This is a genomic window from Acidobacteriaceae bacterium (assembly GCA_035944135.1).
Taxonomy (GTDB): domain Bacteria; phylum Acidobacteriota; class Terriglobia; order Terriglobales; family Acidobacteriaceae; genus Granulicella.
In genome coordinates, this window is record DASZBM010000002.1 from 271,403 (window position 1) to 295,275 (window position 23,873).

General features: G+C 59.7%; 19 protein-coding genes. 7 read left to right on the forward strand and 12 right to left on the reverse strand.

All coding sequences use genetic code 11. The annotated features are described in order from the left end of the window. Positions 1-17: 17 nt before the first annotated feature. A complete protein-coding gene (locus VGU25_03800) occupies positions 18-2,474 on the forward strand; it encodes a GH92 family glycosyl hydrolase (GenBank protein ID HEV2576315.1) in 2,457 nt (818 codons plus the stop codon). A gap of 85 nt (positions 2,475-2,559) precedes the next feature. After that, the gene (locus VGU25_03805; protein ID HEV2576316.1) at positions 2,560-4,164 is read left to right on the forward strand and encodes a DUF5597 domain-containing protein; all 1,605 of its coding nucleotides are present in this window, start codon (positions 2,560-2,562) and stop codon (positions 4,162-4,164) included. 25 nt (positions 4,165-4,189) lie between these two features. Here VGU25_03805 and VGU25_03810 read toward each other — a convergent pair whose 3' ends face one another. The 5 genes from VGU25_03810 to VGU25_03830 all read right to left on the reverse strand — a co-directional run bounded on the left by VGU25_03810 (position 4,190) and on the right by VGU25_03830 (position 10,274). Continuing rightward, positions 4,190-5,206, reverse strand: coding sequence for a LacI family DNA-binding transcriptional regulator (locus VGU25_03810; protein ID HEV2576317.1), 1,017 nt, complete (start codon positions 5,204-5,206; stop codon positions 4,190-4,192). A gap of 189 nt (positions 5,207-5,395) precedes the next feature. Continuing rightward, on the reverse strand, positions 5,396-6,403 hold the full coding sequence (locus VGU25_03815) for a zinc-dependent alcohol dehydrogenase family protein (GenBank protein HEV2576318.1): 1,008 nt from the start codon (positions 6,401-6,403) through the stop codon (positions 5,396-5,398). Positions 6,404-6,429: 26 nt separating this feature from the next. Beyond that, positions 6,430-7,464, reverse strand: a complete 1,035-nt coding sequence (locus VGU25_03820) for a UDP-glucose--hexose-1-phosphate uridylyltransferase (protein ID HEV2576319.1) — start codon at positions 7,462-7,464, stop codon at positions 6,430-6,432. Continuing rightward, positions 7,464-8,615 carry a galactokinase gene (gene galK / locus VGU25_03825; protein ID HEV2576320.1) on the reverse strand — a complete coding sequence of 384 codons (1,152 nt, stop codon included), beginning with the start codon at positions 8,613-8,615 and terminating at the stop codon, positions 7,464-7,466. Before galK ends, VGU25_03820 begins: the two co-directional genes overlap by 1 nt. A gap of 87 nt (positions 8,616-8,702) precedes the next feature. Beyond that, the gene (locus VGU25_03830; GenBank protein ID HEV2576321.1) at positions 8,703-10,274 is read right to left on the reverse strand and encodes a sodium/solute symporter; all 1,572 of its coding nucleotides are present in this window, start codon (positions 10,272-10,274) and stop codon (positions 8,703-8,705) included. Between the two features lie 148 nt (positions 10,275-10,422). On the opposite strand from VGU25_03830, the gene VGU25_03835 reads away from it, so the two are divergent. Next, a complete protein-coding gene (locus VGU25_03835; protein HEV2576322.1) occupies positions 10,423-11,541 on the forward strand; it encodes a LacI family DNA-binding transcriptional regulator in 1,119 nt (372 codons plus the stop codon). Here VGU25_03835 and VGU25_03840 read toward each other — a convergent pair. Next, positions 11,498-12,874: a GH1 family beta-glucosidase gene (locus VGU25_03840; protein HEV2576323.1), complete on the reverse strand. Its 1,377-nt coding sequence runs from the start codon at positions 12,872-12,874 to the stop codon at positions 11,498-11,500. The two genes, VGU25_03835 and VGU25_03840, sit on opposite strands and share 44 nt — an antisense overlap. Positions 12,875-13,152: 278 nt before the next feature. Between VGU25_03840 and VGU25_03845 the strand changes: the two genes are divergently transcribed. Beyond that, positions 13,153-14,340 (forward strand): alginate lyase family protein, encoded by a 1,188-nt coding sequence (locus VGU25_03845; GenBank protein ID HEV2576324.1) that lies wholly within the window; start codon positions 13,153-13,155, stop codon positions 14,338-14,340. A gap of 8 nt (positions 14,341-14,348) precedes the next feature. Here the strand turns inward: VGU25_03845 and VGU25_03850 are convergent, their stop codons facing one another. After that, the gene (locus tag VGU25_03850) at positions 14,349-15,515 is read right to left on the reverse strand and encodes an ROK family transcriptional regulator (GenBank protein ID HEV2576325.1); all 1,167 of its coding nucleotides are present in this window, start codon (positions 15,513-15,515) and stop codon (positions 14,349-14,351) included. A gap of 500 nt (positions 15,516-16,015) precedes the next feature. Between VGU25_03850 and queG the strand changes: the two genes are divergently transcribed. Next, entirely contained in the window at positions 16,016-17,125 is a 1,110-nt protein-coding gene (gene queG, locus VGU25_03855) for a tRNA epoxyqueuosine(34) reductase QueG (GenBank protein HEV2576326.1), read from the forward strand. Further along, positions 17,122-18,120 carry a YihY/virulence factor BrkB family protein gene (locus VGU25_03860; protein HEV2576327.1) on the forward strand — a complete coding sequence of 333 codons (999 nt, stop codon included), beginning with the start codon at positions 17,122-17,124 and terminating at the stop codon, positions 18,118-18,120. Before queG ends, VGU25_03860 begins: the two co-directional genes overlap by 4 nt. On the opposite strand, the gene VGU25_03865 is transcribed toward VGU25_03860, so the two are convergent. From VGU25_03865 to VGU25_03885, 5 genes are all read right to left on the reverse strand, one after another. Further along, a complete protein-coding gene (locus VGU25_03865) occupies positions 18,117-19,301 on the reverse strand; it encodes a YncE family protein (protein ID HEV2576328.1) in 1,185 nt (394 codons plus the stop codon). The two genes, VGU25_03860 and VGU25_03865, sit on opposite strands and share 4 nt — an antisense overlap. 343 nt (positions 19,302-19,644) lie before the next feature. Continuing rightward, complete coding sequence (ccsA, locus tag VGU25_03870) at positions 19,645-20,394, reverse strand: cytochrome c biogenesis protein CcsA (GenBank protein HEV2576329.1); 750 nt, start codon at positions 20,392-20,394, stop codon at positions 19,645-19,647. Between the two features lie 49 nt (positions 20,395-20,443). After that, complete coding sequence (locus VGU25_03875; protein HEV2576330.1) at positions 20,444-21,127, reverse strand: heme exporter protein CcmB; 684 nt, start codon at positions 21,125-21,127, stop codon at positions 20,444-20,446. After that, positions 21,124-21,621 (reverse strand): Cys-tRNA(Pro) deacylase, encoded by a 498-nt coding sequence (ybaK, locus tag VGU25_03880; GenBank protein ID HEV2576331.1) that lies wholly within the window; start codon positions 21,619-21,621, stop codon positions 21,124-21,126. Before ybaK ends, VGU25_03875 begins: the two co-directional genes overlap by 4 nt. Before the next feature lie 6 nt (positions 21,622-21,627). Next, a complete protein-coding gene (locus VGU25_03885; protein ID HEV2576332.1) occupies positions 21,628-22,293 on the reverse strand; it encodes an ABC transporter ATP-binding protein in 666 nt (221 codons plus the stop codon). Between the two features lie 69 nt (positions 22,294-22,362). On the opposite strand from VGU25_03885, the gene VGU25_03890 reads away from it, so the two are divergent. Then, positions 22,363-23,814, forward strand: a complete 1,452-nt coding sequence (locus tag VGU25_03890; GenBank protein HEV2576333.1) for a M20/M25/M40 family metallo-hydrolase — start codon at positions 22,363-22,365, stop codon at positions 23,812-23,814. Positions 23,815-23,873: the final 59 nt, after the last annotated feature.

Below are 23,873 nucleotides of genomic sequence, written 5' to 3' on the forward strand. Positions count from 1 at the left end.
GAGAGGGTGAGATCACGATGAAAATTGTTCGGCCTACTTCACAGCCACGGCGAGCGTTTCTCAAATCCTGCGTTGGTCTTTCGGCGGCACAGATCGTTTCATACTCGTCACTGTTGTCGATGTTTGATGGAAACGCCGCTGCGCAGCAAGCATCCACGAAGACACCTGAAGCTGTCTCGTCTGCAAATCCGATGGTTGGCACTGGCTGGCGTGGCCACATGTTTCCAGGGGCGACGCAGCCGTTCGGTCTGGTGCAACTCAGTCCGGACAGCAGCGGCCCTCCGGAGCCGCATTGGAATGTTCAGGGTGACTGGTACGAGTGGCAACATTGCTCCGGATACAACTATCGCGACAATGTCATTAATGGCTTCAGTCATACACACGTTCAGGGCACAGGAGGCATAGACCTCGGCGATGTTCTGATCATGCCGATGGTGGAGGGTCTCAACTGGTCTTGGGACGCTGGCCGGATCCAGCCTCTAACCGAGATGCAGATCGTGGCACTCGGGACGGACTCCGGGATTGTGTTCTCGCCGTCCGAGCTTGGCTACCGGTCCTTCTTTTCGCACGAACGAGAGATCGCGCGCCCTGGTTATTACAGCGTTCATCTGGATACACCGAAGGTGCAGGCTGAGCTGACTGCCACAACGCGCTGCGGCATGCACCGGTATCGCTACATGAGCAGTATTGGCCGGCAGGGACTTATGGTGGATCTTGTTCACGGACTCAACTGCCGTGTTCAGGATGCCGAGCTCACGATTGAGAGCAATGGGAGCATCACGGGCCGTCGATCGACTACAGGATGGGCGCATGACCGCGCCGTTTTCTTTGCGCTGGATCTTTCAGATGTTGCGGAAGCCATCGATGTAAGCGTGGATGGAACGATAACGAAGGCCAGGGTCGGCGATCGGTTTACGGGCAAGGAGATTAAAGTGATCTTCACTCGCCGCCCGTCGCAGGAGCCACTCATCGCTCGCGTGGGCATCTCGCCGGTCAGCATCGAAGGCGCCAGAAAGAATCTTCGCCGTGAGATTCCCGAATGGGGCTTCGATGCTGTTGCACAACGAGCGAGCGACAATTGGAATGAGCTTCTCTCCGGGCTGAATGCCGAGTCCTTCGACCCTGAAATCGAAAAGACCTTTTATTCTGACGCGTACCACTCGTTTGTTGCACCGGCTACCTACAACGATGCCGATGGCACCTTCCGCGGGCAAGACCTGAAGACTCACTCGAACCCAGGCTTCACGAAGTACACGACGCTCTCGATATGGGATATCTATCGCGGCCAGTTCCCATTTCTTACGATCACGCAGCCGAATCGCATCAACGACATTGTCCGCACGCTGCTGACGGACTATGACCAACTCGGGCAGCATGCGCTGCCCATGTGGCCCCTATGGGCGAATGAAACCTGGAGCATGGTTGGGTTTCATGCCGCGGCGATGATTCTTGGTGCCTACGTTCGCGGCTTTCGAGACTTCGACATTCAAGCCGCTTACGCTGCTGTTCGCGACACTGCGCTTGTGGGTGCCGAAGCACGTGGTAATCGCGAGTTGCAGGCGATGTTCCGGCAGTACGGGTATGTGCCATATGATCTTCATCCCGGCAGTGTCTCCTCGACGCTTGATCTCTCCTACGACTACTGGTGCGCGGGTGCTCTCGCACGGCTGCTTGGCAAAACCGAAGACAGCCAGATGTTCGCCAAGCTTGGCCAGAACTATCGGAACGTTTTCAATCCCTCAACGGGGTTTATGCAAGCCAGGTCAAAGGATGGTGCGTGGCGCATGCCGTTCCGTCCTGACCAGGAAACGAACGATTACGTGGAAACGGATGCCTGGCAGGCGAGCTTCAGCGTGCCCCACGATATCCAGGGCCTCATCCAACTCTATGGCGGTGACGAGGCGTTCATCGAGAAACTGGATGGCCTCTTCACTGCGCCATCCACAGTCCTCGACGCACGCCCTGACATCACGGGTATCGTCGGACAGGATGCGCAAGGCAATGAGCCCAGCAATCACCATCCCTACTTGTTCTCCTTTGCAGGAGCACCGTGGAAGACACAGTACTGGACTCGCACGGTCGCCGCGCTGTATAACGCAACGCCGGCGGGGATCCCCGGGAATGATGATTGCGGTCAGCTTGCGAGCTGGTTTGTTTTCGCGGCATTGGGCTTTTACCCCGTGAATGCGGCGAATGGAGTGTATGTGCTGGGCAGTCCGCTGGTGAATCGTGCTGCCATTCGCAACCCGGCAAACGGCTCGACCTTTACGATCGTCGCGGACAATAACAGCGCCGCGAATATGTACATTCACCAGGCCCACTTGAATGGAGAAGAGCTTCATCGATCATGGATATCGCATCAGCAGATCACAGCTGGAGGAGAACTGCGGCTGCGTATGGGCTCATCGCCAAACAAATCGTGGGGTTCCGCTTTGTCCGATAGACCACCCTCTGAATTGTTGTCTGAAAAATAGGCGTCGCAATCTAACAACGGAGTTTATACAACCACATATGATCAGCTGCGCCGCACCAGGTCGTGCATCAATCTGCTCGCGAGGAGTGAAGCTCGCGCTTGCATTTGCGCTGCTTCTTCTATCGCTGATTTGTAATCCACTCCGCCTTCGGGCGCAGGCGATTCCGACTGTCGAGAAATCGGACGGGCACTTTCATCTGCTTGTTGACGGCAAGCCATTTTTTGTCCTTGGCGCGCAGGTGCACAATTCCAGCGGCTGGCCGACAGCGCTCGATCAGGCCTGGCCTGTGTTGACGGCGATGCGCTGCAACACCGTGTCGGTCCCGGTGTACTGGGAGGCAATCGAGCCTGAAGAGGGCCGCTTTGACTTCAGCGCAGTCGATGCGATCGTGCTGGGCGCCCGTGCACACAATCTGCATGTTCTTCTCTCGTGGTTCGGTACATGGAAGAACGGTGCAATGACGTATGTGCCCGCCTGGGTCAAAGAAAATCCCAGGAAGTACCCACCCGTCCTTGATTCCGCGCAGCAGCCCGTGGAGGCCCTGAGCCCTCTTGGCGATGCGAGCCGCGAAGCAGACCGCAAGGCGTTCGCCGCGCTGATGGCCCACCTCAAATCCAGTGATGGCACACAGCACACGGTCATCCTTGTGCAAGTCGAGAACGAAGCCGGTGTTCTTGGGGCCGATCGCGACTACTCCGCTCAAGGGAACGCCCGCTTCCACGAGCAGGTCCCAACCGAAGTCTTAGCGTCGCTCGGCAGGACCAATGAACATGGCACATGGTCTGAGGTGTTCGCAGAACGCGCACCGGAAGCGTTCATGTCCTACTGGACCATGCGCTGCATCGACTCTGTCGCCGAGGCAGGGAAGAGCGTCTATCCGTTGCCCATGTACGTCAATGTGTGGCCGCGCGAGCAACCGGGACTGCTGCGCCCCGGCTTCTCGTCGCCGAGCGGAGGTGCCGTTGCCTGGCTGCTGCCGATGTGGAAACGCCTCGCACCGCACATCGATGTCATTTGTCCGGATATCTATGACGAGGATGAGGACTCTTATGAAACTCTGTTGAGTCTCTACAGCCGCCCCGACAATCCTCTCTATGTACCGGAGACTGGCGGTTCGATCGCACACGCGAAGAACATGTTCCTGACCTTTGCGTCACCGAACTCTCTAGGTATCTCCATCTTCGGAGTGGACGGCGCGTCTGCACAGGATCTGGAATCCTTCAAGGGCTGGGGCAGTGAAGTCGCAATGAACTTCGCGCTGTTCGGCCCAGCGTCCAGCGCGTTTCGGTCTCTCAGCGATGCAGGGCACTTGAAAGCAGCGGTGGAAGAGGAGGGTCTTGCCAATCCCGGAATGAGCTTCGATCAGTTTGATGTTGCTGTGCGCTTCGGCCCAGTCCTGAACGGCTACGGTGGCCCTCGCGGCCGCGGAAATTCTCAGCGGAACGGCCGTGTGCTTGTCGGTCAGATCAGCCCGGATGAGTTCCTCATCGGCGGCATGAACGCGAATATCATCTTCGCACCGAAGCTTGGATCAGAAATGACACACGCAATGCTTGTGACTGTCGAGGAAGGCCATTTCGAAGCTGGGGTATGGCAAACGGAACGACTGCTCAATGGTGATGAGACAGCTTTCGGGCTCACGCTGAAGCCGCATGGCAGTCTACTGAAGGTAAAGGTGCGCGCCTACTGAAGGCTGCTCCCAAACGTAGCCGGGCTTATCTGGGAGTCTGTACGCGGGGTGCGCCTGTCGAGTCGCGGAGCACGAACCTTGTCTTGTACTCGTACTCGTGGCGCACCTTGTCTTGCCGGATGTCTTCGAGAAGCGCCCGGAAGGCGAGGCTGGCAAGTTCGCTCGGTGAGAAGCGGATCGTCGTCAGAGAAGGCTGAGTAAAGCTGCAGAGCGGAAGATCGTCGAAGCCGATCAACGAGAGATCGCGACCGGCCACGATGGACCGCGTGCTCATCGTCTTGAGCGCTCCCATACCCGCCATGTCATTGCAGCACATCACCGCAGTCGGCGGTTTGGGCAGAGAAAGCAGCTTTGCCATCCCCTCTGCCCCGCCTTCCAAAGTGTGGTTGCACTCGATGACAAGCTCCTTCTGGAGCGGGAGGCCCGCCGAGCGCATGGCCTTGCGAAGCGCCTCATAGCGCATCTGCATACTGCTCCAATCCAGGTTGCCGCTGAGATATCCGATCCGCTTGTGCCCGAACTCAGCCAGATGTTTCACGGCATCGCGAAAGCCAGTTTGATAGTTAACACGGATGTTCCGGATGCCGTTCAACTGCCGATCCGCACCGGCATAGACCATCGGCAGCTTTCCACTATCGGCGTGCAGGCTTTGCTCCATGCCGAATGTCAGGACAGCAATGCCTTCCACCCGGCGCTCCTTCAGTCGGTCTGCGCAGACTGCAATGTGATTGGGATCGGTCTCTGTATCGGCAAAGCTGATGAGCACTTCGAAGCCATTTTCAACGGCGCAGCGCTCGAAATAGAGGATGATTTCAGCAAAGAACGGATTCCCACCGCTGATCTCCGAAACGATGAGGCCAACCGTGTGGCTGCGTCCTCGGGCAAGCGCCCGCGCCTGATAATTTGGCCGGTAGCCAACCTCTTCGATGACCGCCTGAACCCGCTTAGCAAGTTTGGCGTCGACGGTTGGAACGTTATTTATGACTCGGGAGACCGTCGAGTGCGAAACTTTGGCCCTGCGTGCAATTTCACGAATGTCCAAAGGTAGCCTTTCGTTGCCAGTGACCAGCCGACAGCATTGTCGGCAACAGTGTTACATCATTCGAAAAAGATTGCCACTGAATATACCGGTCACTCTACTAACTCGGCAACCGGTCAGGATGGGTCGAAGTCGCTATATTCGCGGAAGAAGGACCGGTTACCAAACGGCGAACATGACTTTCGATCTGGTTCATGGAACGATCACTGCCGAACTCGATACCTCGTCGGATTTGACCGCGAGGAGCGCTTCGTTGGCCTGTTCAAGAGGAAACGTCTGCACCCGCGGTGAGATTGAGATCTCCGCTGCAAGTTGCAGAAAGTCCCGGGCATCCTGTCGCGTCATATTGGTGACACTGCGAATCTGCCGTTCACCCCAAAGTAGCGTGTCATAGTCAAACTGCGGGATGCCGTCCAGATGAATAGCGTTGATCGCGAGGATGCTTCCTTTGTCCAGCGAACGCAGCGCGGCGAGGACCACTTCGCCTGCTGGAGCGAAAGTGATCGCAGCATCGAGCTTCCGCGGCGGAGTTGCGAGTGCATCGCCCACCCACTTCGCACCGAGTTCACTCGCAATCGCCTGGTGTCGCTTGTCTCGGGTCGAGACGTAGATTTCGCAGTTCCATGCGGTTAGCACTCGCATAAGAATTTGTGCGGAAGAGCCAAAGCCGAAAAGGCCAACCCGCATGCCCGGCTGAACACCGGCGATACGAACGCTTCGAAAGCCAATGATGCCGGCGCATAGCAACGGAGCAGCATCGGTGTCGGACAGTTTGTCGGGCAGCGGAAGGAGAAAATCAGTACGGGCCGTGGTGAACTCGGCATAGCCTCCGTTGTGGGAGTAGCCCGTGTAGGTAGGGTCATCGCAGAGGTTTTCGCGATTGGAGCGACAGAACCGGCAGGTGCCGTCGGTTCCGCCGACCCACGAGACTCCCACGCGTTGGCCGGGTGCAAAGGCGGGATCCGGCGAAGTGACCACCTCCGCCACAATCTGGTGGCCGGGAATAAGCATGTCCAGCTTCGGAGGAAGTTCACCTTCGACGATATGCAGATCGGTCCTGCAAACGCCGCAGGCAAGCACCTTCAGAAGCGCAGAGTTTTCATTCGGCTTCGGGACCGGGACCGTCTCGATCGCGAGGGGTCTGTCGCGTACAGCCGCGGTATGTCGGAGCACCGCGGCGCGCATGCTCGTGGACTCCATGAGCGCCTCCTTGTGAACTGACTGCGCTAGAGCGACATTACTCGTCGAAGCGTCTCTGCAGCGGATTCTGGCGTGATGTCGCGCTGCGGAGAGCCTAAGAGCTCAAAGCCGACCATAAACTTCCTGATCGTGGCTGACCGTAATAGCGGCGGATAGAAATGTGCGTGGAGCTGCCACTCTTTGTGCTCGTTTGAGTCGCACGGAGCGCCGTGAAATCCCATAGAGTACGGAAACGGCGCGTTGAACACGCGGTTGTAACCCGCTGTGACCGTTTTCAAAATCGATGCCAACCCATCGCGTCCCGCATCGCCAAGTGCGTTGATGTTCCGGACCTGACTACGCGGCAGCACCAGCGTTTCAAACGGCCACACCGCCCAGAACGGTACCAGCGCGACCCACGATTCATTCTCCGCAACGATACGCTGGCGCTGCTGCAACTCTAGTTCGACATAGTCCATCAGGAGCAAGCGCCCGTGCTTTGTGAAGTACTCGGCCTGTGACAGTAGCTCGGCGGTCGGATCGTTCGGGATGTGCTCGGTCGCCCAGATCTGTCCATGCGGATGCGGATTGCTTGCACCCATCAGTGCGCCGCGGTTCTCAAAAATCTGGACATAACGAATGTCATCTCTGGCGGAGAGTTCGTCCTCCTGCTCAGCCCAAACATCGACAACTCGCCGGATCGCGCTGACATCCATCGTCGCAAGCGTGAGATCATGCCGAGGGTCGAAGCAAAGTACACGGCAGACCCCGCGCTCAGTTGTGGCACGCAGGAGGCCTGCATCGTTGAGGTCGAACTCTGCGGGAGGAACATCGCTCTTCAGCGCCGCGAAATCATTGTCAAAGACATAGGTCGCTGCGTAGACGGGTGTGTGATGTCCGCCCGCTCGTGTGTTTCCCGGGCAGAGGTAACACTCCGGGTCATACTGTTTTGCAGCCGCGGTGGCAGTCTCTTCGGTTTGGCCTTGCCATGGGCGCTGCGTCCGATGCGGCGACACGACAACCCACTCGCGGCGCAGCGGATTCCATCGCCGGTGTGGCGATTCTTTGAACAATTCGAGCATCACCGCGCCTCCTCGGATCTATTAAGCTGTGTAGCGTTCCGTGCCAGCACACCGTCAACCGCCTCGCAAACGTATGTTTCCAGATCCAGCGAAAATCTGTCGCGGTAAGCGAACTGAAGCGCGGTGATGAAATCGCTCACGTCACTGGTATTCACAAGGTTCACCGTGCAGCCTCCGAAGCCTCCGCCAGTGAGCCGGGCGCCGAAACATCCGCGAAGCCCGACCGCGGTGTCGACGAGAAAATCGATCTCTTCGATGCTGCATTCGAAGTCATCACGTTCACTCGCGTGCGCAGCCGTCATGACCGAGCCCAGCCGCACCGGATCACCAGCAAGCATGGCCTCGCGAGCTTCGCGGACCCGTTCGTTCTCGCTGATGATATGGCGGCAACGCTTCACACTGGCTGCCGGAAGCTCGTGCTCGCACGCAGCGAGCTGCATCAATGTCGCGTCTCCCAGATCGCGCAGGTCTGGGAATCGCTCGCGTAGCTTTGCCTGTCCGGCCTCGACCTCGCGGCGGCGAATCCCATAATCTCCGCCTGCGATCGAGTGCTTTACACCAGAATTCGCTACAACGACTCGGCAGTTCGCAAGCCCTTTGTTATTCATTGGCAAGAGCTCGAACGTGAGATCGCGCGTGTTGAGAAGCAGGGCATGATCCTTCGCGGCTGCTGTGACGACAAACTGATCCATGATCCCGCATGGAGATCCCACGTAGTTATTCTCGGCGCTCTGACATAGCCGCGCGATGGCCTCCGCCGGAAGTGTAGCGTTCGCATGCGCCAGCAGCGCAATCGCGGTAACCACTTCAATCGAGGCCGAAGAGGATAGCCCTGCCCCGAGCGGCACATTGCCGCTCAGGTGAAGCGCGAATGGTGGAATTTGAATGCCTCGGAGTTCGAGTTCGTGCAGAACACCGACTGGATAGTCGCTCCACTCGCCGGTGCGAGGACACGGGCCATACGGCACAATCGAGCGGGTATTTGGAAAGATATCGCTGGAAAACGTGTATCGGCCGTCTGTTGCAGCGTGCAGGTGCGCCACTGTCGTGAAGGGAATTGCCATGGGCATTACCAGTCCGCCGGTGTAATCGGTGTGTTCTCCGATCAGGTTCACGCGGGCAGGCGCAACAAAATCTACTTGCTGTCTCACAGACGTTTGTTCAGAAGGTCTCATTCATTCGCTTTCCACTGCTTTACCACTCTATCGCTCAGGCGGTTACATGCTTCTTACTTTCGATTATCTCCAAACTGCATTCAACCCGACGCAAGCGAATATCAAAAGGATTGAAAGCAGCCACAACAACCGAGGTGTGCCTCGCAACGAGAAATCCATTTGTAGCCGCACCCCAGCAGTAATACCCGCGGGACCCCGCACGCTTGTTATCCATGCCACGAGAACCGCCGCGCCAAACGCATACATCGCGGCATAGAAGTTTGCGCTCATCACGCTGCCGTAATGCAGCCAGCCGAGGCTGAATGCTGCGAGATGCAGGAGCGCGATGGCCGTGCCGCTCAGGAATCCGATGATCGCGCCGCGCTCGGTAGTTCGACGTGTGGTCATGCCAAGCAGAAAGATTGCGAAGAATGGCGCGCCGAAGACAGAAAAGATCATCTGTACGTGCTCCATCAAATCGGAGAACAAGAAGCTGAAGTATGACGCGAGGATGCTAACCAGAACTGCGGTGACGGTCGCGACACGCCCCATGATCAAATAGTGACGGTCAGGCTTTTGTCTGACCAGGTGTGCTTGATAGATGTCCTCCGTCCACAACGCAGCGAACGCGGACACATTGGCGGCCAATGCAGACATGAGGCTTGCCGCGATCGCGGTGAGACCGAGGCCAAGCAGGGAGGGACCGTACGACTGTCTCATCAACGCCGGTAGCGCCTGATCGAACCGCTGCGAATGTCCCAGTTCTGGGAGCAATCGGTGTGCCGCCAGGCCAGGCACCACAACGAGCATCGAGAAGCCGAGTTTCCCAAAGCCTGCCCACAGCGGAACCTGGCGCGCCGCGTCATCCGTGCGCGCGGCGAATGCCCGCTGCATCAGCACGAAATCCGTACACCAGTAGCCGAAACTGAGCACGAACCCGAGGCCGACGATAATTCCCAGCGCATCCATCGGGGCCATGTGCGAAACCACCGGCAGGCCGCGCCACATATGGTCGCGCCGCTCGTCGGAAACCCATGCCCCGTAGCTCCAATATCGAATTGTCAGTGGAAGTAGGCCGGCGATCATTACTCCAAGCTGAAGGACCTGGTTGTAGATCGTTGCGCGAACACCGCCCAGCAAAACATATACAAGCACCACGCCCCCGGCGACGAGAGCACTTGCAGCAAACCTGATTCCAGCGACCACCTGAAGCACCTGCGCGATGGCATAGAGGCTGATTCCCGCGAAGAGCAGGGAAGTCACGGCCAGCACACAGGCGTTTACGAGACGAATGCCGGCGCCGTAGCGGTATTCAAGATACTCAGGAACGCTTCGGATTCCGCTGCGTCGATAGACGGGCATCATCCAGATGGAGAGAAAGATCATCGCCGGAATCGCGCCGATGCAATAGAAGTGGAAGGCCTCTGCTCCGTACTGCGCGGCCATTGCGCTCATCCCCACGACCTCGAGCGCCCCGCAGTTGGCTGCGAGAAACGCCGCGGTCACAAGCGGAAGTGGGAGAGCGCGGCTCGCATTCAAAAACGCGTTGGCGCTGCCGCTGCTGCGGCGTCGCGTGAGCCAGCCGATCAAGATTGTCGTCGCGAAATAAGCCGGAAGAATTGCGATCCCGAGAGACGCGCGAAAGAAGTTCGGCATCAGTGCTGCCTCATCGCTCCGGTTGCGGCGCGTACGCAGTGATCTCGAAGGGTCGCGTCTTCATACCCGTACTATACGCAGGGACCGATGGTCGGGTGACTTAGCGCAACCCAAAGCCGCGCGTTGGTGATAAAACTATTGCCACCTCATGAGCCGCAACTCCAACGGAAGCGGTGAAGACCGCCCTATAAGCCTGAAGGGACTCGCAGAGCACCTCGGGCTGTCGCCTGCAACCGTGTCGCTGGTTGTGAACAACGCGCCGGGGGCAAAGACGATCGCGCCCAAGACACGAGAGCGCGTGCTTGCTGCGGCGCAGAAGCTGAACTATCGGCCAAATTTCCTCGCTCGCTCTTTGCGTACGCGGCAGACGTTCACAATTGGCGTGATCGTGCCGGAGTTCAGTGAGGGTTATTTCACGATGGTGATGAATGGCGTCGAAGAGCATCTGCTGCAGGCCGGCTATCTGCACTTCGTCGTCAGCCATCAGGGGCGCCCGGATTTGCTTGAGGGCTATCCGCGTGTGCTGACGGAGCGCGCCGTCGACGGCTTCATTCTCGTGAATACCATGCTGACCGAGTCTGTTAATGTTCCCGTGGTTTCCATCTCGGGACACAAGCGGATGCGCGGCGTGACCAACGTGATGCTCGATCATGACCACTCCGCATCGCTGGCACTCCAGCACCTTTACGATCTCGGCCATCGCGATATCGCCTTCATGAAGGGCCAGCCGCATGCGCTCGACTCCGAATCGCGCTGGCAAAGCATCCGCCAGATCGCCGAGCGTATCGGCATCCGCATGCGCCCGGAGCTTTGCGTGCACATACGGAATAATTCCTGGTCACCGGAGCTAGGCTATCCCGTGGTGAAAGATCTGCTCGCATCCGGCCATCACTTCACCGCGATCTTCTGCTTCAACGATATCGCCGCGATCGGGGCCATTCGCGCCATCAAAGATGCCGGCCTGCGCTGTCCCGAGGATATTTCCGTCGTTGGCTTCGACGACATTTCCAGCGCGGCTTACCACACGCCCAGCCTGACGACGATCCGGCAGCCGCTACGCCGCATGGGAGAGATGGCTGCGCAGCAATTGCTGAAGCGCATCCAGAATCCGAATGAAGCGTTCCCCGACACCATTATGTTTGAGCCCGAGTTGATGCAGCGCGAGTCCACAATGGCAATCTCTGCTGCATCCAGTGCGAAAAAGCGCAGCACTACCGCGGAGGCTAAGCCAACCCGCCGCGGGCGATCACGTCGCGATAGAACATAGCACTCATCTTTGGCGTCCGCTTTTGCGTGGCGTAATCCACGTAAACAATCCCGAAACGCTTCCCGTAGCCGTCCGCCCACTCGAAGTTGTCCAGCAGACTCCAGACGAAATACCCCTTCACAGGCACACCCTCCGCGATCGCCCGATGGAGCTGCCCCAGATAATTGCGTAGATACATGATGCGATCCGAGTCGACGACCATGCCGTCACTCTGCGGCACATCAGACGAAGAGGCGCCATTCTCTGTGATGTAAAGTTCCTCCGGGCTCCAGAGCTGGTTCACAAGCCGCGTAGCCCAGTAGATCGACTCCGGCCCGACGTACAGCCACGGGCTGTACATATGCGGGAACGATGCCGGCGGCGTGACAACCGCATAGCCAGATTCGGAGTCATCGGCACGCACGTAAGTCGGCTGATAAATGTTCAGGCCAACGAAATCCAGCGGCGACGAAATGATCTTCATCTCCTCCGCGGTGAACTTCGGCGCGTCAGGGCCAAGCCGCCGCAGATACGCATCCGTATATTTCCCCTCGCGAATCACCGTCAGATATTGCGCGTTTTGCTCGCGCATCGCGCGTGTTGCGGCCTGAATGTGAGGTGCCGTTTCAATCAGCGGAGTCGTCGCCTGCACGTTGTCCGCGATGCCAACCTGCGTTCCCGGGCGCGCAGCCGCGCGAATCGCGCACACAGCCATCCCGTGCCCAAGCACGGCATAGTGGTTCAGTTGGGCGACTCGCGCCGGGCTCAGCTTCAGTCCCGGAGCATGCGTACCCTGCTGATATCCCAGCTCCACAAACGAGCGAATCTCGTTCATCGTCATGAACCGATGAATGCGGTCAGAGAGCTTGCCCGTGACGTATCCCGCGTAATCCGCAAATGCCTTCGCTGTGTCGCGGTTCTCCCACCCGCCCTTGTCCTGCAGAGCCTGAGGCAGGTCCCAGTGGTAAAGCGTGCAGAACGGTTCAATTCCGTTCGCTAGCAGCTCGTCAACGACATGGCTATAGAAGTCCAACCCCTTTGGATTCGGCGCTCCGGTGCCCGCCGGGAAAATGCGCGACCACGCAATCGAAAACCGGTAGCTGCGTAGTCCGAGTTCCTTCATCAGCGCAATATCCTGCTTGTACCGATGGTAGTAATCGGTCGAAACATCGCCCGTGTCGCCCGCAGCCACGGCCCCAGCCATGTGGCAGAAGGTATCCCAGATCGTCGGTCCGCGACCGTCCTCACGAACAGCGCCCTCCACCTGATACGAAGCTGTAGCTGAACCCCAGAGGAACCCCTGCGGGAAGGGCATGCGCGCCGGTGCAGCCGACTCGGGCCTCGCTTCAGCCATCAACGGCGACGCCGATGCTGAACCAACAGCAGCGGCAACGAGACGCGCGAAGGTGCGCCTGGAAAATGAATTCTTCAAACATTCACCTCGGACCGAGCATTATTTGCGCGTTCTCAAAAACAGGCTGAAAGTGTGCACAGAATCCTTTACTAAATCGATTAGCCTGATGGCAAGAATAATCTGCATTCCTATTCGATTTTGACGTCCGGATAGGTGCGTTGGTCCATAGGCTGTTGACCTGGACGACCTACCGGCGCCCCTGCGATAAACTTCGAGCGATGAACCGAAGAGAATTTCTGGCGGCCTCCGCCGCAGCCGTGTGGAGTCTCCGATCGTCTGCGCAGCGCCACAGCTATGCCACGACAATCGACGTCGCAAGGGTCGATCGCAGTCGCATCCTTAGCGCCGCAAACCGATATCTCGACGAGCAGCCGAAGACCATCACCTGCGTGCGGGCCACACGCAGCGAAGGAGGACCGCACGACTACTTCTCCGAAGGAGACTACTGGTGGCCCGACCCCAGCAGCCCGAACGGCCCCTACATCCGTCGCGATGGCATGTCCAACCCGGCAAACTTCAATGATCATCGCGAGCTGCTCATTCGCCTCAGTCTGCAGGTGCCGGCCCTGACGGCCGCCTGGGCGATCACAAAGAAGACTCTGTACGCCGCAAAAGCCGCTGACCACCTCCGCGCCTGGTTCGTGAACCCTGACACTCGCATGAACCCTGATCTGCAATATGCGCAGGCCATTCACGGAATCACTCCTGGCCGCGGCACGGGCATCATCGACACGCTTCATCTCGTCGAGGTCGCCCGCTCAGCCTCGTGGCTCGAGCCCTCTGGCTCGCTCAAGCCCGCCGAAATAAACGCCATCCGCCGCTGGTTCGCCGACTACACCACGTGGATGACCACCTCAAAGAACGGCCTCGAGGAGAAGGCCGCCAAGAACAATCACGGCACCTGCTGGGTCGCGCAGGTCGCGGAGTTCGCGCGCTTCACGCACGACGACTCAAAGGTCGCAGAGTGCCGCGAACTCTTCCGAACCAAGCTGGTTCCGGACCAGATCGCACCCGACGGCCGTCTTCCGCTCGAGCTCGCGCGCACGAAGCCTTACAGTTACTCGCTGTTCGACATGGACGCACTCTCCGCGATCTGCCAGATCGCCAGCGCCCCGGGGGACAACCTTTGGACTTTTGCCACACCCGATGGCCGCGGCATCCGCAAGACCATCGACTTCATGTTCCCGTTCATTCAGAACAAATCGAAGTGGTCGTTCCCGCATGACGTCGAGTACTTCGACGATCTGCCGGTGCGGCAGCCCAGCCTGCTCTTCGCCGGCCTCGCCTACAAGGACGACGCGTACATCGCACTCTGGCGGACGCTCAATCCCGATCCCGCTGTCCCTGAGATCATCCGCAACTTTCCGATTCGACAGCCCGTGCTCTGGGTCAACGAGCCTGCATAACGCGGCTCCTACTGCATCGTTCCCGAATTCAGCACCAGGGCGACAGCGCTCCGCAGTCGCGCCGAACCACCGTCGTAAGCAGGCCGCAGCACAGCGCCGGAGCTCAGCGCGTGCCGCCGCATCTCGGCCTCAATCGTCGGCCCGAATCTGTACCACGCCGAGGTGAAGTCCCCGACAATCACGATCTCTTTCGGCGCCAGCGCAGTTGCAATCATGCGCAGCCCACGGCCCAGGTTGATGGACATCCTCTCCAGCGCGGCAATCGCGATCGCGTCGCCGGCATGCGCGGCGGACAGCAGAGTGCCGAAGGTTGTCCCTGCAGCTCCGCCTGACTCCACGAAGTGACGCAGTGCCGCGCGGTTGGACGCGAGCGTCTCCCAGCAACCGTTGTTTCCGCACCCGCATGGCGGCCCGTCCGGGTCAAGCTGCACATGGCCGAATTCGCCCGCCATTCCTTTGTCTCCGCGAATCAGGCGGCCATTCGCAAGAATGCCTGTGCCGATACCCTCGGAGACATTGACGACGACGAGATCATGCGCGCCATCGCTCTCGCCGAACCAAACCTCGGCCAGCGCGCATGCATTCGCCACGTTATCCATCTCCACCCGCAGCCCGGTTGCCTTCGCGATGCGCTTGCGGATGTCCCGGAAAGGGAAGTGAAGGTTTGGTGCGAAGATGGGGTCCTCTCGCACGGGATCCGTACGGCCGGGCAGGCACACGCCGATTCCATCAAAGGCCTTCTGCTTGTGCTCCGTAATCATCTTCTTGATGGCCGAAACAATCGCTGCCACGGAGCGCTGGCTCTCTGGAATGTCGACCAGCTTCTGGGCCAGAATCTTGCCGCCGAGGTCCGAGATGGCAAGCGTGATCTGTTCCGGATGAATATCGAGCGCGAGCACCGCGCGCTGTGAGTTCAACTGCAGAAACGTCGGTCGGCGTCCGCGCGGCAATCTCCCCGTCGGCCCCTCCACCACCAGCCGATCGGCAATAAGCTCTTCGATAATCAGCGAAACAGTGCTTCGCTGCAGCCCGGAGACGCGCGCCAGGTCCGCCCGTGAGATCGGCTGCTGCTTCCGCACAAGATTCAAAATCAGATTGCGGTTGATCTGGCGCGGAGTCCGGTTCGAGGCACTCTGGCGTTCCGAAGGAAGAAGGTACTGTCGCGTAATGGGCAAACTTACCGCCGGATTCCAGCACGCTCGTGCAGTTGGTATAAAAGGCGGAATTAGTCTACAGCATGAGCAAAATACTGTCAGCGCTATGCCATTCAACTACATGGAACAACAGAGACCTATGGGCTGGCGTTGCTGCTCGGGTCCGTTGGCAAGCAGACTTTGTTCACGCCCTCGAACTTTATTGCGAACTATCTTGCAGGAGGATGGGCAATCCGCTTTTCTCCGCGCAGACGCATATAAACCTTGCGTTGGCACACGCGGCACTCCCACGGAAACAGCCCAAGCAATGGCAGGACGGAGCGTTCAAACACGCCCTCGCGCGGCAGGCGCCGAAATTCTTGATGACCACAACCGGGACACAGCCGCAACGGAATACCTCAAAGGCCTGAAAGACGGGCTAGCTCTGCAATTCAAACGGCAGGATAACCTAATCTTAGGCCTCGCGCTCGGTACGTCCGTGCACCCAACGGTTTGCCAAGAGCCGGCGCCCGCCGCGACACATGGTAATCCGGAATTCAGACCGCGAGTGGATCAGCCAGCGGGCTCACGAAGCAGGCTTCGACCTCGCCGGGATTGCCGCCGTTCCCGAAGCCGGAACGGCGGCTAATGCACAATCCAGCAACCGCTTTGCCGCCTGGATCGCTTCCGGTCATGCCGGTGAGATGGAGTGGCTCAAGCGCACAGACAGCACCGGCGAGCTTGTGCGTGGCGATCTCCGGCGGTCTATCCCGTGGGCCCACTCCGTCATCGTCTGCGCGATTAACTACAACCCCGACGCCCCGCGCTCCACTGATGCTGCACCCGCTGATGCTGGCTGGATTGCACGCTACGCCTGGAGCGGCCGCGCTCACGACACTTATCCCGGCAGCGACTACCACGATGTCCTGCTCGAAAAGCTGCGAACCGTCGAACAGAGCCTGCACGAACGCTTCGGCGCGGACCTCCAGACGCGCTGCTACGTCGATACGGGGCCCATCGTTGAGCGGGAATACGCCCACCGGGCCGGCATCGGTTGGATCGGCAAGAACGCCTGCCTGCTGAACCAGAGCCTCGGCTCCTGGCTCCTGCTCGGCGTTATCATCACCTCGCTCGATCTGCCGCGCGAAGCGTGGGCCCTCCCCGCCGCAGACCGGTGCGGCACCTGCACCCGCTGCATCGACGCCTGCCCAACCAACGCACTCATCGCACCGCGTCAGATGGACGCCTCGCTCTGCATCTCCTATCTCACGATCGAGAAGAAGGGAAGCATCGACGAGCCTTTGCGCCCGCTGATGGGCCGCAACGTCTTCGGCTGCGACATCTGCCAGGACGTCTGTCCCTGGAACCGCCGCGCTCCTGTCGCAGCATCCGACTCGCTCCCCGCAAGACCCGAACTCATCAATCCCTCACTCGATCGGCTCGGCTCGATGGACGGCCGCACCTTCAATCTCACCTTCCGCGGTTCGCCTCTCGAGCGGACTGGCCGCAAGCGCCTGCAGCGCAACGTCGCCATCGCGATGGGCAACAGCGGCGACTCGCGTTACATCCCGAAGCTCCGCGAATGGTCCAAAGGTGACGACCCTGTGCTCGCCGACGCTGCAACTTGGGGACTCGATAAACTGAACGAATGACATCCCCGCAGGAGACCGCAGCGAAACCGGATCCCAGCGGCCGCGAAATCAAAACCGAATCCTCGCCTGAACCGAAGAAGGCCGGCGAGGAGTCCGTCTCACCCAAGCTCGACAGCGCGCCTGCCGTCCCCGTCAGCGGCACTTCCGACCAGCTAAAAGCGCTCGGCCGCTATCTGCTGAAGACCGAGGTACACACCTACGCCTTCTCGGTCGCCGCGCAGGCCATTCTGTCGTTGTTTCCATTCATCGTTCTTCTGCTCACGCTTTCGCAGCGGGTCTTCCACTCGGCCCGCATGGCCGACGTCGTTGGCGAAATGATGTCCAACTTCCTGCCCAACCATCAGGACTTCGTCATGCGCAACATGCGCGTGCTCGCCTTCTCACATGCGAAGGTGAGGATTGTCTCCATCGTCATGCTGCTGATCACCGCAACTGGCGTCTTCCTCCCGCTCGAGGTCGCGTTGAACAGCGTCTGGGGCGTCAAAAAGAACCGCTCCTACCTGCAGAACCAGATCGTCTCCATCGCGCTTGCAATCGGCGTCGCCCTGCTCGCGATGGCCTCCGTCGCACTCACCGCAGCGCAGCGCACTGTGCTCGAGTGGGTCTTCTTCGGTCACACGCAGAACGCGTTCTTCGCGCTTATCGGACGCGGATTTCTTCAGATCGTCGCCCTTATTGCGAGCATTGGGCTCTTCTTCCTCATCTACTGGACGCTGCCGGCGCGCAAGATCCCCGCCCGCGCCGTTCTCCCCACTGCCATCGTCATGGGCATTCTCTGGACAGCGGCCAAGTACGTCTACATCCTTGTGCTTCCGCACCTTGATTTTCGCGCTGTCTACGGCCCCTTCGAAGTCTCCGTCGGCCTCATCACCTGGGCCTTCATCTCCGGCCTTCTACTACTCGGCGGAGCATACGTTTCCGCAACACGCCAGGCACTCCGCGAAACCCGCGAAGCCGAGCTGAAGAAAAACGAGCAGCAGTTTGAATCAACTTAATGACGCAGCGTCGGCCGCGTCCGGAACGACTTCACCGCAATGTCGTTCGGATGGTCTCCTGCCGGCAGCATCGTCACCAGTGACGGCCCATCCTTGCTCTGCATCCGGATCACCGCCACGTCCGACGAGCCCGCATCCACTGCCAGCAGCAGGTGTTCATCCGCCGAGAACGCCAGCGCATCCGGCCGCGATCCTGTACGCGCCGACGCTACGATTCGCCCATCGTCACTCGAATACAAACTCACCGAATCCGCGCCGAAGTTCGTCACGGCAAGCGTCGTATCATCGTGGCTGAAAATCCCACGCGACGGCTTCGCCCCGATCACATACGTGCCCAGCACCTCATTCGTCCACGTCGTGATCTCCGTGATCGAATCCGAGTCGAAGTTTGTCGTGAATACCTCGTATCCGTCCGGCTTCATCGCAATATGTGTCGGCGTCTTGCCCACATCCAGTAGCGTCAGCAGCTGGTCATGCTGCAGCGCAGGATCCTGCTTTCCGCGCCACGAATCCGGCGCCGCTGCCAGCCATATCGCCATCACCTGGTGACCGCCCGAGCACGCAACAAACGCCTTCGAAGAGTCCGGCAGAATCGCGATGTCCGTCGCACCCGGGCACCCTGGAAACGCATTTCGCAGCGTCAACGGCGCACCCGACGCATTGATCGAGTACACCGAAACGCTTCCCGCCTGCCCGTTCGACACAACCAGCGTGCGATTATCCGGGGACACTCGCGCCACGCCCGGCCCTTCACCCGTCGCAGCCACCGCAATCTGCCGCCGCGCGTCCAGGTCGATCACGCTCACTGTGTTCGATCCCGAGTTCGGCACATACGCGCGCTTGCCATCCGGCGAGACCGCAATGAAGTATGGCCGCTGGCGCACGCCAATCGTGGCCACCACCGTGTTCGTCACTGCATCAATCACCGTGACCGAGTTTGAACCCGTGTTGACCGCATAAACTTCGTTGCGTACCGGGTTCACCGCCAGCCCCGTCGGATTCCGCCCCACCTGCAGCACGCGGTCGCGCCGCAGATACACCAGGTCCAGCACGGTCACGGTGTTCGACGCACCGCCGGTCACATACGCAAACTCGTGATAGTTCGCGGGATACTCAGGGAATCCGCTATGACCGCAGCCCGCGAGCAGAAAACTCGCGCTCGCAAAGAGCGCTGCCAGCACGCGAACGGTTCGACCTCTGCCATCTTGTCCGATAAGGAACACGTCTCCCGAGTCTATGGGCCGCGTCGCGCAGCCGCAACGTGGAAGAAATTTTTGCGCAACCAATTCCGAAACCGCGGGTTCACGAAAGGGACGAGGCAGCCATGCTGAGCAGCCCGTCGTACGCTACTCCTCGGACCAACGGATCAAGGCTACCCGCTTTGCTCCGTTGTTTTTTTGCTGCCAGGTTGCCTGCCGCTCCGGCGCCACTGGACCGCCAGCCATGTGCCATAGCCGAACTGCAGAATCCACACCGCGCAGTACGCATAAACCAGGTGCCGGTCCGAAAGCGTAGAGAAGGGAATCATCGAACCTCCAGCACCGGCATAGGCGTTCCGCTCGGTACAACCGCCATAGCTTCTCCCGGCTCACGCTGCCGCCGGCGCTCGATTGCATAGCGTAGTCCCAGTGCAAATGCTCCCCACATCGCCCACGCCGCCAGGTTCCAGAAAACGGCCGGAAGCATATGCGGATCGATCCCCGAGTCCGCTCCTCCGCCAAAGACCGGTGCCGGATGCTGCGTCCTCCACCACCGAATTGACATGAAGCAGATTGGAATATCGATCGCCGCAAAGATCGCGAGCACTGCGGATAACACCGCCTTCTGATCCCCGCTCGTCAGCCGCCGCAGCAACAGGTAGCTCACATACAGCAACCACAGCAGAAGATACGTTGTTAGCCGCGGGTCCCACGTCCACCAGATTCCCCACGCCGCGCGTCCCCACAGCATCCCGGTCGCCAGGCCCACCGATGCATACAGCACCGTCAATTCCGCCGAAGCCAGCGCAAAGGCATCCGCCTTCAGTGCGCGCTGCGAATTGCTCCTTCGCCAGAAGAGAAACAGGAATGCCGCCACGCAGTTCATGTACGGAAACAGGAAACTCAGGATCGTGTGCGGGAAATGATAGAAGAAGACGCGGTAGAGGTTTCCCATCGTCGCCTCTTTGGGCGCCGTCATGGCCTCAAAGAATCCAATCGCCAGCACGGCGAACGTGAGCGCGAGATAGAGGCTCGCCCAGAGAGGGAACCTTTGGCTTTGGCTGCGATTATTCACTTCTCGTCAATTTTATCGCGATAACTAGCAATCCTGACGGATATTGCGCTCAATCTGCTGCGTTCAGAACTGTCTCGAAGAGGAGCACGCTCGCGATTGTGAATACAACGTCATAGCCCAGGAGCAGCTTGATCCACAACGACGGCGGGTAGTCCGCGGTCAGCACATTCGTCGTCGCCTGGATCATTGCCAGCAGCGCCGGCATCGCAATCGGACAGAGCACCAGCGGCAGCAGGAGCTCACGATTCCGCGTGCGCAGGCTCAGCGCGGCGAAAAAGGTTCCATTCACCGTCAACGCCCACGTGCCCAACGGAAGAATCAGCAGCAGCAGCCATGCATTTCCCAGCGGATGCAGGTCGTAGAAGATCGCAAACACCGGCGCCATTACCAGCTCGATAAAGCTGACGAAGATGAAATTCGCCAGCGCCTTGCCGGTGAACAGCGCCGACGCCGGAGCAGGCGCTAGCCGCTGCGCGTCGAGCACGTTGTTATGCATCTCACGCGACCAACTCTGATTCAGTGCGGTTATCGATGCGAACAGCAATCCCACCCACAACAGGCCGCCGCTGATCTGCCGCGCGATCGTCGGATACGCCGTCGGATCGAACGCCAGCGAGAAGACCACTACCACCAACAGCGCAAAAAATAGCATGCCGTTGATCAGCTCTCGCGCACGCCACTCGAGCTGCAGGTCCTTCTTCAGATGAGTGAGCACGTATCCCGCGTAGCTCATCCGTGCGTCCCCTTGGCAGGTGGCGCAGCCTTCGTCAGATCCGCAACCGTCGCTTCCGTCGCGCGCAGATAATCCGCAGGCGCCAGCACGATCTGCTGCCCGCGCTGCCCAGCCGAGATCGAAATCTGATCGAACAGCTCGATCGTTTCGTCCGCAAACGCGCGAAACGGCTTCTTTGCCGCCAGAACCGTCACTCCTCCACGCACATACCCGGTCAGCGGCTCAACCTCCTTCAGCGCAGCAAGCTCCGCCTTGCGCGCACCGGCGGCCGCTGCCAGTTTCTTCAGGTCGAGCTCATCGCCACCGGGAATCACCGCAAACAGGTGCTCTCCATCGGAGGTGTGTGTCAGCAGCGTCTTGAACACCTGTTCGATCGGCATATCGATCTTGCGCGCAACCGAGATTGCCGTCAGGTCCTCAGGGTCGACCTCATACGTTCGAATCTCATAAGCGATGCCGAGTTTGTCGAGCAGCCGTGCCGCGTTCGTCTTCATGTGTTGTCAGTTCTGCGCCGTAAGCTGGCCCGCGTGGAGCACAAGCGTCGTGGTTGCGAGCGGACGCGCAAGGTCCGCCTGATGTGTCGTCAGGAACAGGGTGCGCGCCGAACCGTTGCGTCCCGGCTGTGCAAGAAATGCCCGCAGACGCGTGAGCATCATCTGCGCCGAGCCCGTGTCCATGTTCGAGAATGGCTCATCCAGCAGCAGCAGATCGGGCTCCAGCATCAGCACACGCGCCAGCGACGCGCGCTGCCGCATGCCCTGCGAATATTCGCCGACATGCTTTGACATCTTCGGGTCCAGTCCGACATCGCGCAGCGCCTGCTCGGCTTTCGCACCATCGACCCCGTAAAGTGAACCAAAGTAGCGCAGGTTTTCGACACCCGTGAGTTCCTCGTACAACATCGGCGCATGGCTCATGAACGCAACACGGTCGCGTTCACTGCGCGCCGTCCCTCCCAGCACCGCCAGCTTTCCTTCACTCGGTGAGATGAGCCCGGCGATGAGCCGCAGCAGCGTCGATTTGCCCGCGCCGTTCTCGCCCAGCAGCAGAACCGCGGCGCCCGCATGCACCCGCATGGAAATGTCTCGCAGCGCGGCGAAGCTGCCAAATCGGCGCGAAACGCCGGAGAGTTCGACTGCGGGCTGATTGCGTAGAGTTGCGGGCATCGCTGCTATGCGAGTATAGAGCCATAATTCTGTAGAAGAATTCAGATAAGAGAAGCCATGAGAGGCAAGATGCGGGATACGAGAACGACTGTGCTCACGATTAGCGCTGCGAGCGCGTTGCTGTTGTGTGGTTTTCAGGCGCTCGCACAGACTGCGCCCGCACTGCCCGAACAGGATCGCGCCCTGGCTCATGACATCTTCAAGCAGCTCATCGAAACGAACACGCAGGATTCAAACGGAAGCGTAACTGCTGCCGCCGCGAAGATGCGTCAGCGTCTGCTCGACGCAGGATTTCCTGCCGAGGACCTGGTCCTTGCCGGTCCAAACGATCGCAAGCAGAACCTCGTCGCGCGCTACCGCGGAAAGCCCGGCTCAACGCTAAAGCCGATCATCACGATCTGCCATCTCGATGTTGTCGAGGCACGCAAAGCTGACTGGACGACAGATCCTTACCAGTTCGTTGAAAAGGATGGCTTCTTTTACGGACGCGGCACCCAGGACATCAAGGAAGAGGACGCCGCGCTCGTGGAGAGCTTCATCCGGATGAAGCGCGAGGGCTATGTGCCCGACCGGGATCTCGTTATTGCACTGACTGCGGATGAGGAGGGTGGAGCGTCGAATGGTGTCGCGTGGCTGCTCGAGCACCGGCCTGACCTGATGAGGGCGGACTTCGTGATCAATCCGGACGCGGGCGGCCTGGAGCTGCGCAGGGGCAAGCCGACGGAGCTCGATGTCGAGGCGACGGAGAAGCTCTATGCGGACTTTGAGGTGACGGCGACGAATCCGGGAGGGCACAGCTCGCAGCCGCGGCCCGACAATGCGATCTACGAGCTCGTGCACGCGCTGGCAAAGCTCGAGGCCTCGCCGTTTCCGGTGGAGCTGAACGCAGTCACGCGCGCCGAGCTGGAGGCGAAGGTCAAGATTGCAGACTCCGGACGCGCGGAGATCATTCGCGGCGTGCTGCGGAATCCTCCGGATCCGAAGGCCGTTGCGGAGTTCTCCAAAGACCCTACGGACAACTCAACGCTGCGGACGACCTGCGTGGCCACGATGGTCAACGCCGGGCACGCGCGCAATGCGCTGCCTGGCATGGCGAAGGCGAACGTGAACTGCAGAATCCTTCCAGGCCACTCACAGGAGGAGATTCGGCAGAGGCTGATCCAGATTTTTGGCGATCCGAAGCTAACGGTGAGCTATGTAAATGACGCCGGCCAGACGGTGGGGTTGGGGTCGGCGAAGAAGAGCATGGAGCCGCCCCCGGCCCGCGAGGACGTGTATGGGCCGCTGCGGAGGGTGACCGAGGAGATGTGGCCGGGGCTGCCGGTGATCCCGACGATGTCGACCGGAGCGAGCGACTCCATCATCACGATGGGGGCCGGAATTCCGAGCTATGGGATCAGCGGGATGGGTGTGGACTTCGACGACGACCGCGCGCATGGACGGGATGAGCGGATTCGGACTGAAGCCTTCTACCAAGGCGTCGAGTTCCGCTATTTGTATATGAAGGCGCTGACGGAGTAAGGGGTATCCCCCCCCTACTTTTTTGCGCAAAGTCTTCAGAACAGAGACTTTAGGTCTGG

Bases quoted from the DNA above. Each gene is read 5' to 3' on its own strand.
- VGU25_03820 (HEV2576319.1), bottom strand. From the start codon at position 7,464: ATGCTCGAATTGTTCAAAGAATCGCCACACCGGCGATGGAATCCGCTG.
- VGU25_03885 (HEV2576332.1), bottom strand. From the start codon at position 22,293: ATGCCCGCAACTCTACGCAATCAGCCCGCAGTCGAACTCTCCGGCGTT.
- VGU25_03860 (HEV2576327.1), top strand. From the start codon at position 17,122: ATGACATCCCCGCAGGAGACCGCAGCGAAACCGGATCCCAGCGGCCGC.
- VGU25_03840 (HEV2576323.1), bottom strand. From the start codon at position 12,874: ATGGCTGAAGCGAGGCCCGAGTCGGCTGCACCGGCGCGCATGCCCTTC.
- VGU25_03890 (HEV2576333.1), top strand. From the start codon at position 22,363: ATGCGGGATACGAGAACGACTGTGCTCACGATTAGCGCTGCGAGCGCG.
- VGU25_03835 (HEV2576322.1), top strand. From the start codon at position 10,423: ATGAGCCGCAACTCCAACGGAAGCGGTGAAGACCGCCCTATAAGCCTG.
- queG (HEV2576326.1), top strand. From the start codon at position 16,016: ATGGTAATCCGGAATTCAGACCGCGAGTGGATCAGCCAGCGGGCTCAC.
- VGU25_03875 (HEV2576330.1), bottom strand. From the start codon at position 21,127: ATGAGCTACGCGGGATACGTGCTCACTCATCTGAAGAAGGACCTGCAG.
- VGU25_03830 (HEV2576321.1), bottom strand. From the start codon at position 10,274: ATGCCGAACTTCTTTCGCGCGTCTCTCGGGATCGCAATTCTTCCGGCT.
- VGU25_03800 (HEV2576315.1), top strand. From the start codon at position 18: ATGAAAATTGTTCGGCCTACTTCACAGCCACGGCGAGCGTTTCTCAAA.
- ybaK (HEV2576331.1), bottom strand. From the start codon at position 21,621: ATGAAGACGAACGCGGCACGGCTGCTCGACAAACTCGGCATCGCTTAT.
- VGU25_03845 (HEV2576324.1), top strand. From the start codon at position 13,153: ATGAACCGAAGAGAATTTCTGGCGGCCTCCGCCGCAGCCGTGTGGAGT.
- VGU25_03815 (HEV2576318.1), bottom strand. From the start codon at position 6,403: ATGGAGTCCACGAGCATGCGCGCCGCGGTGCTCCGACATACCGCGGCT.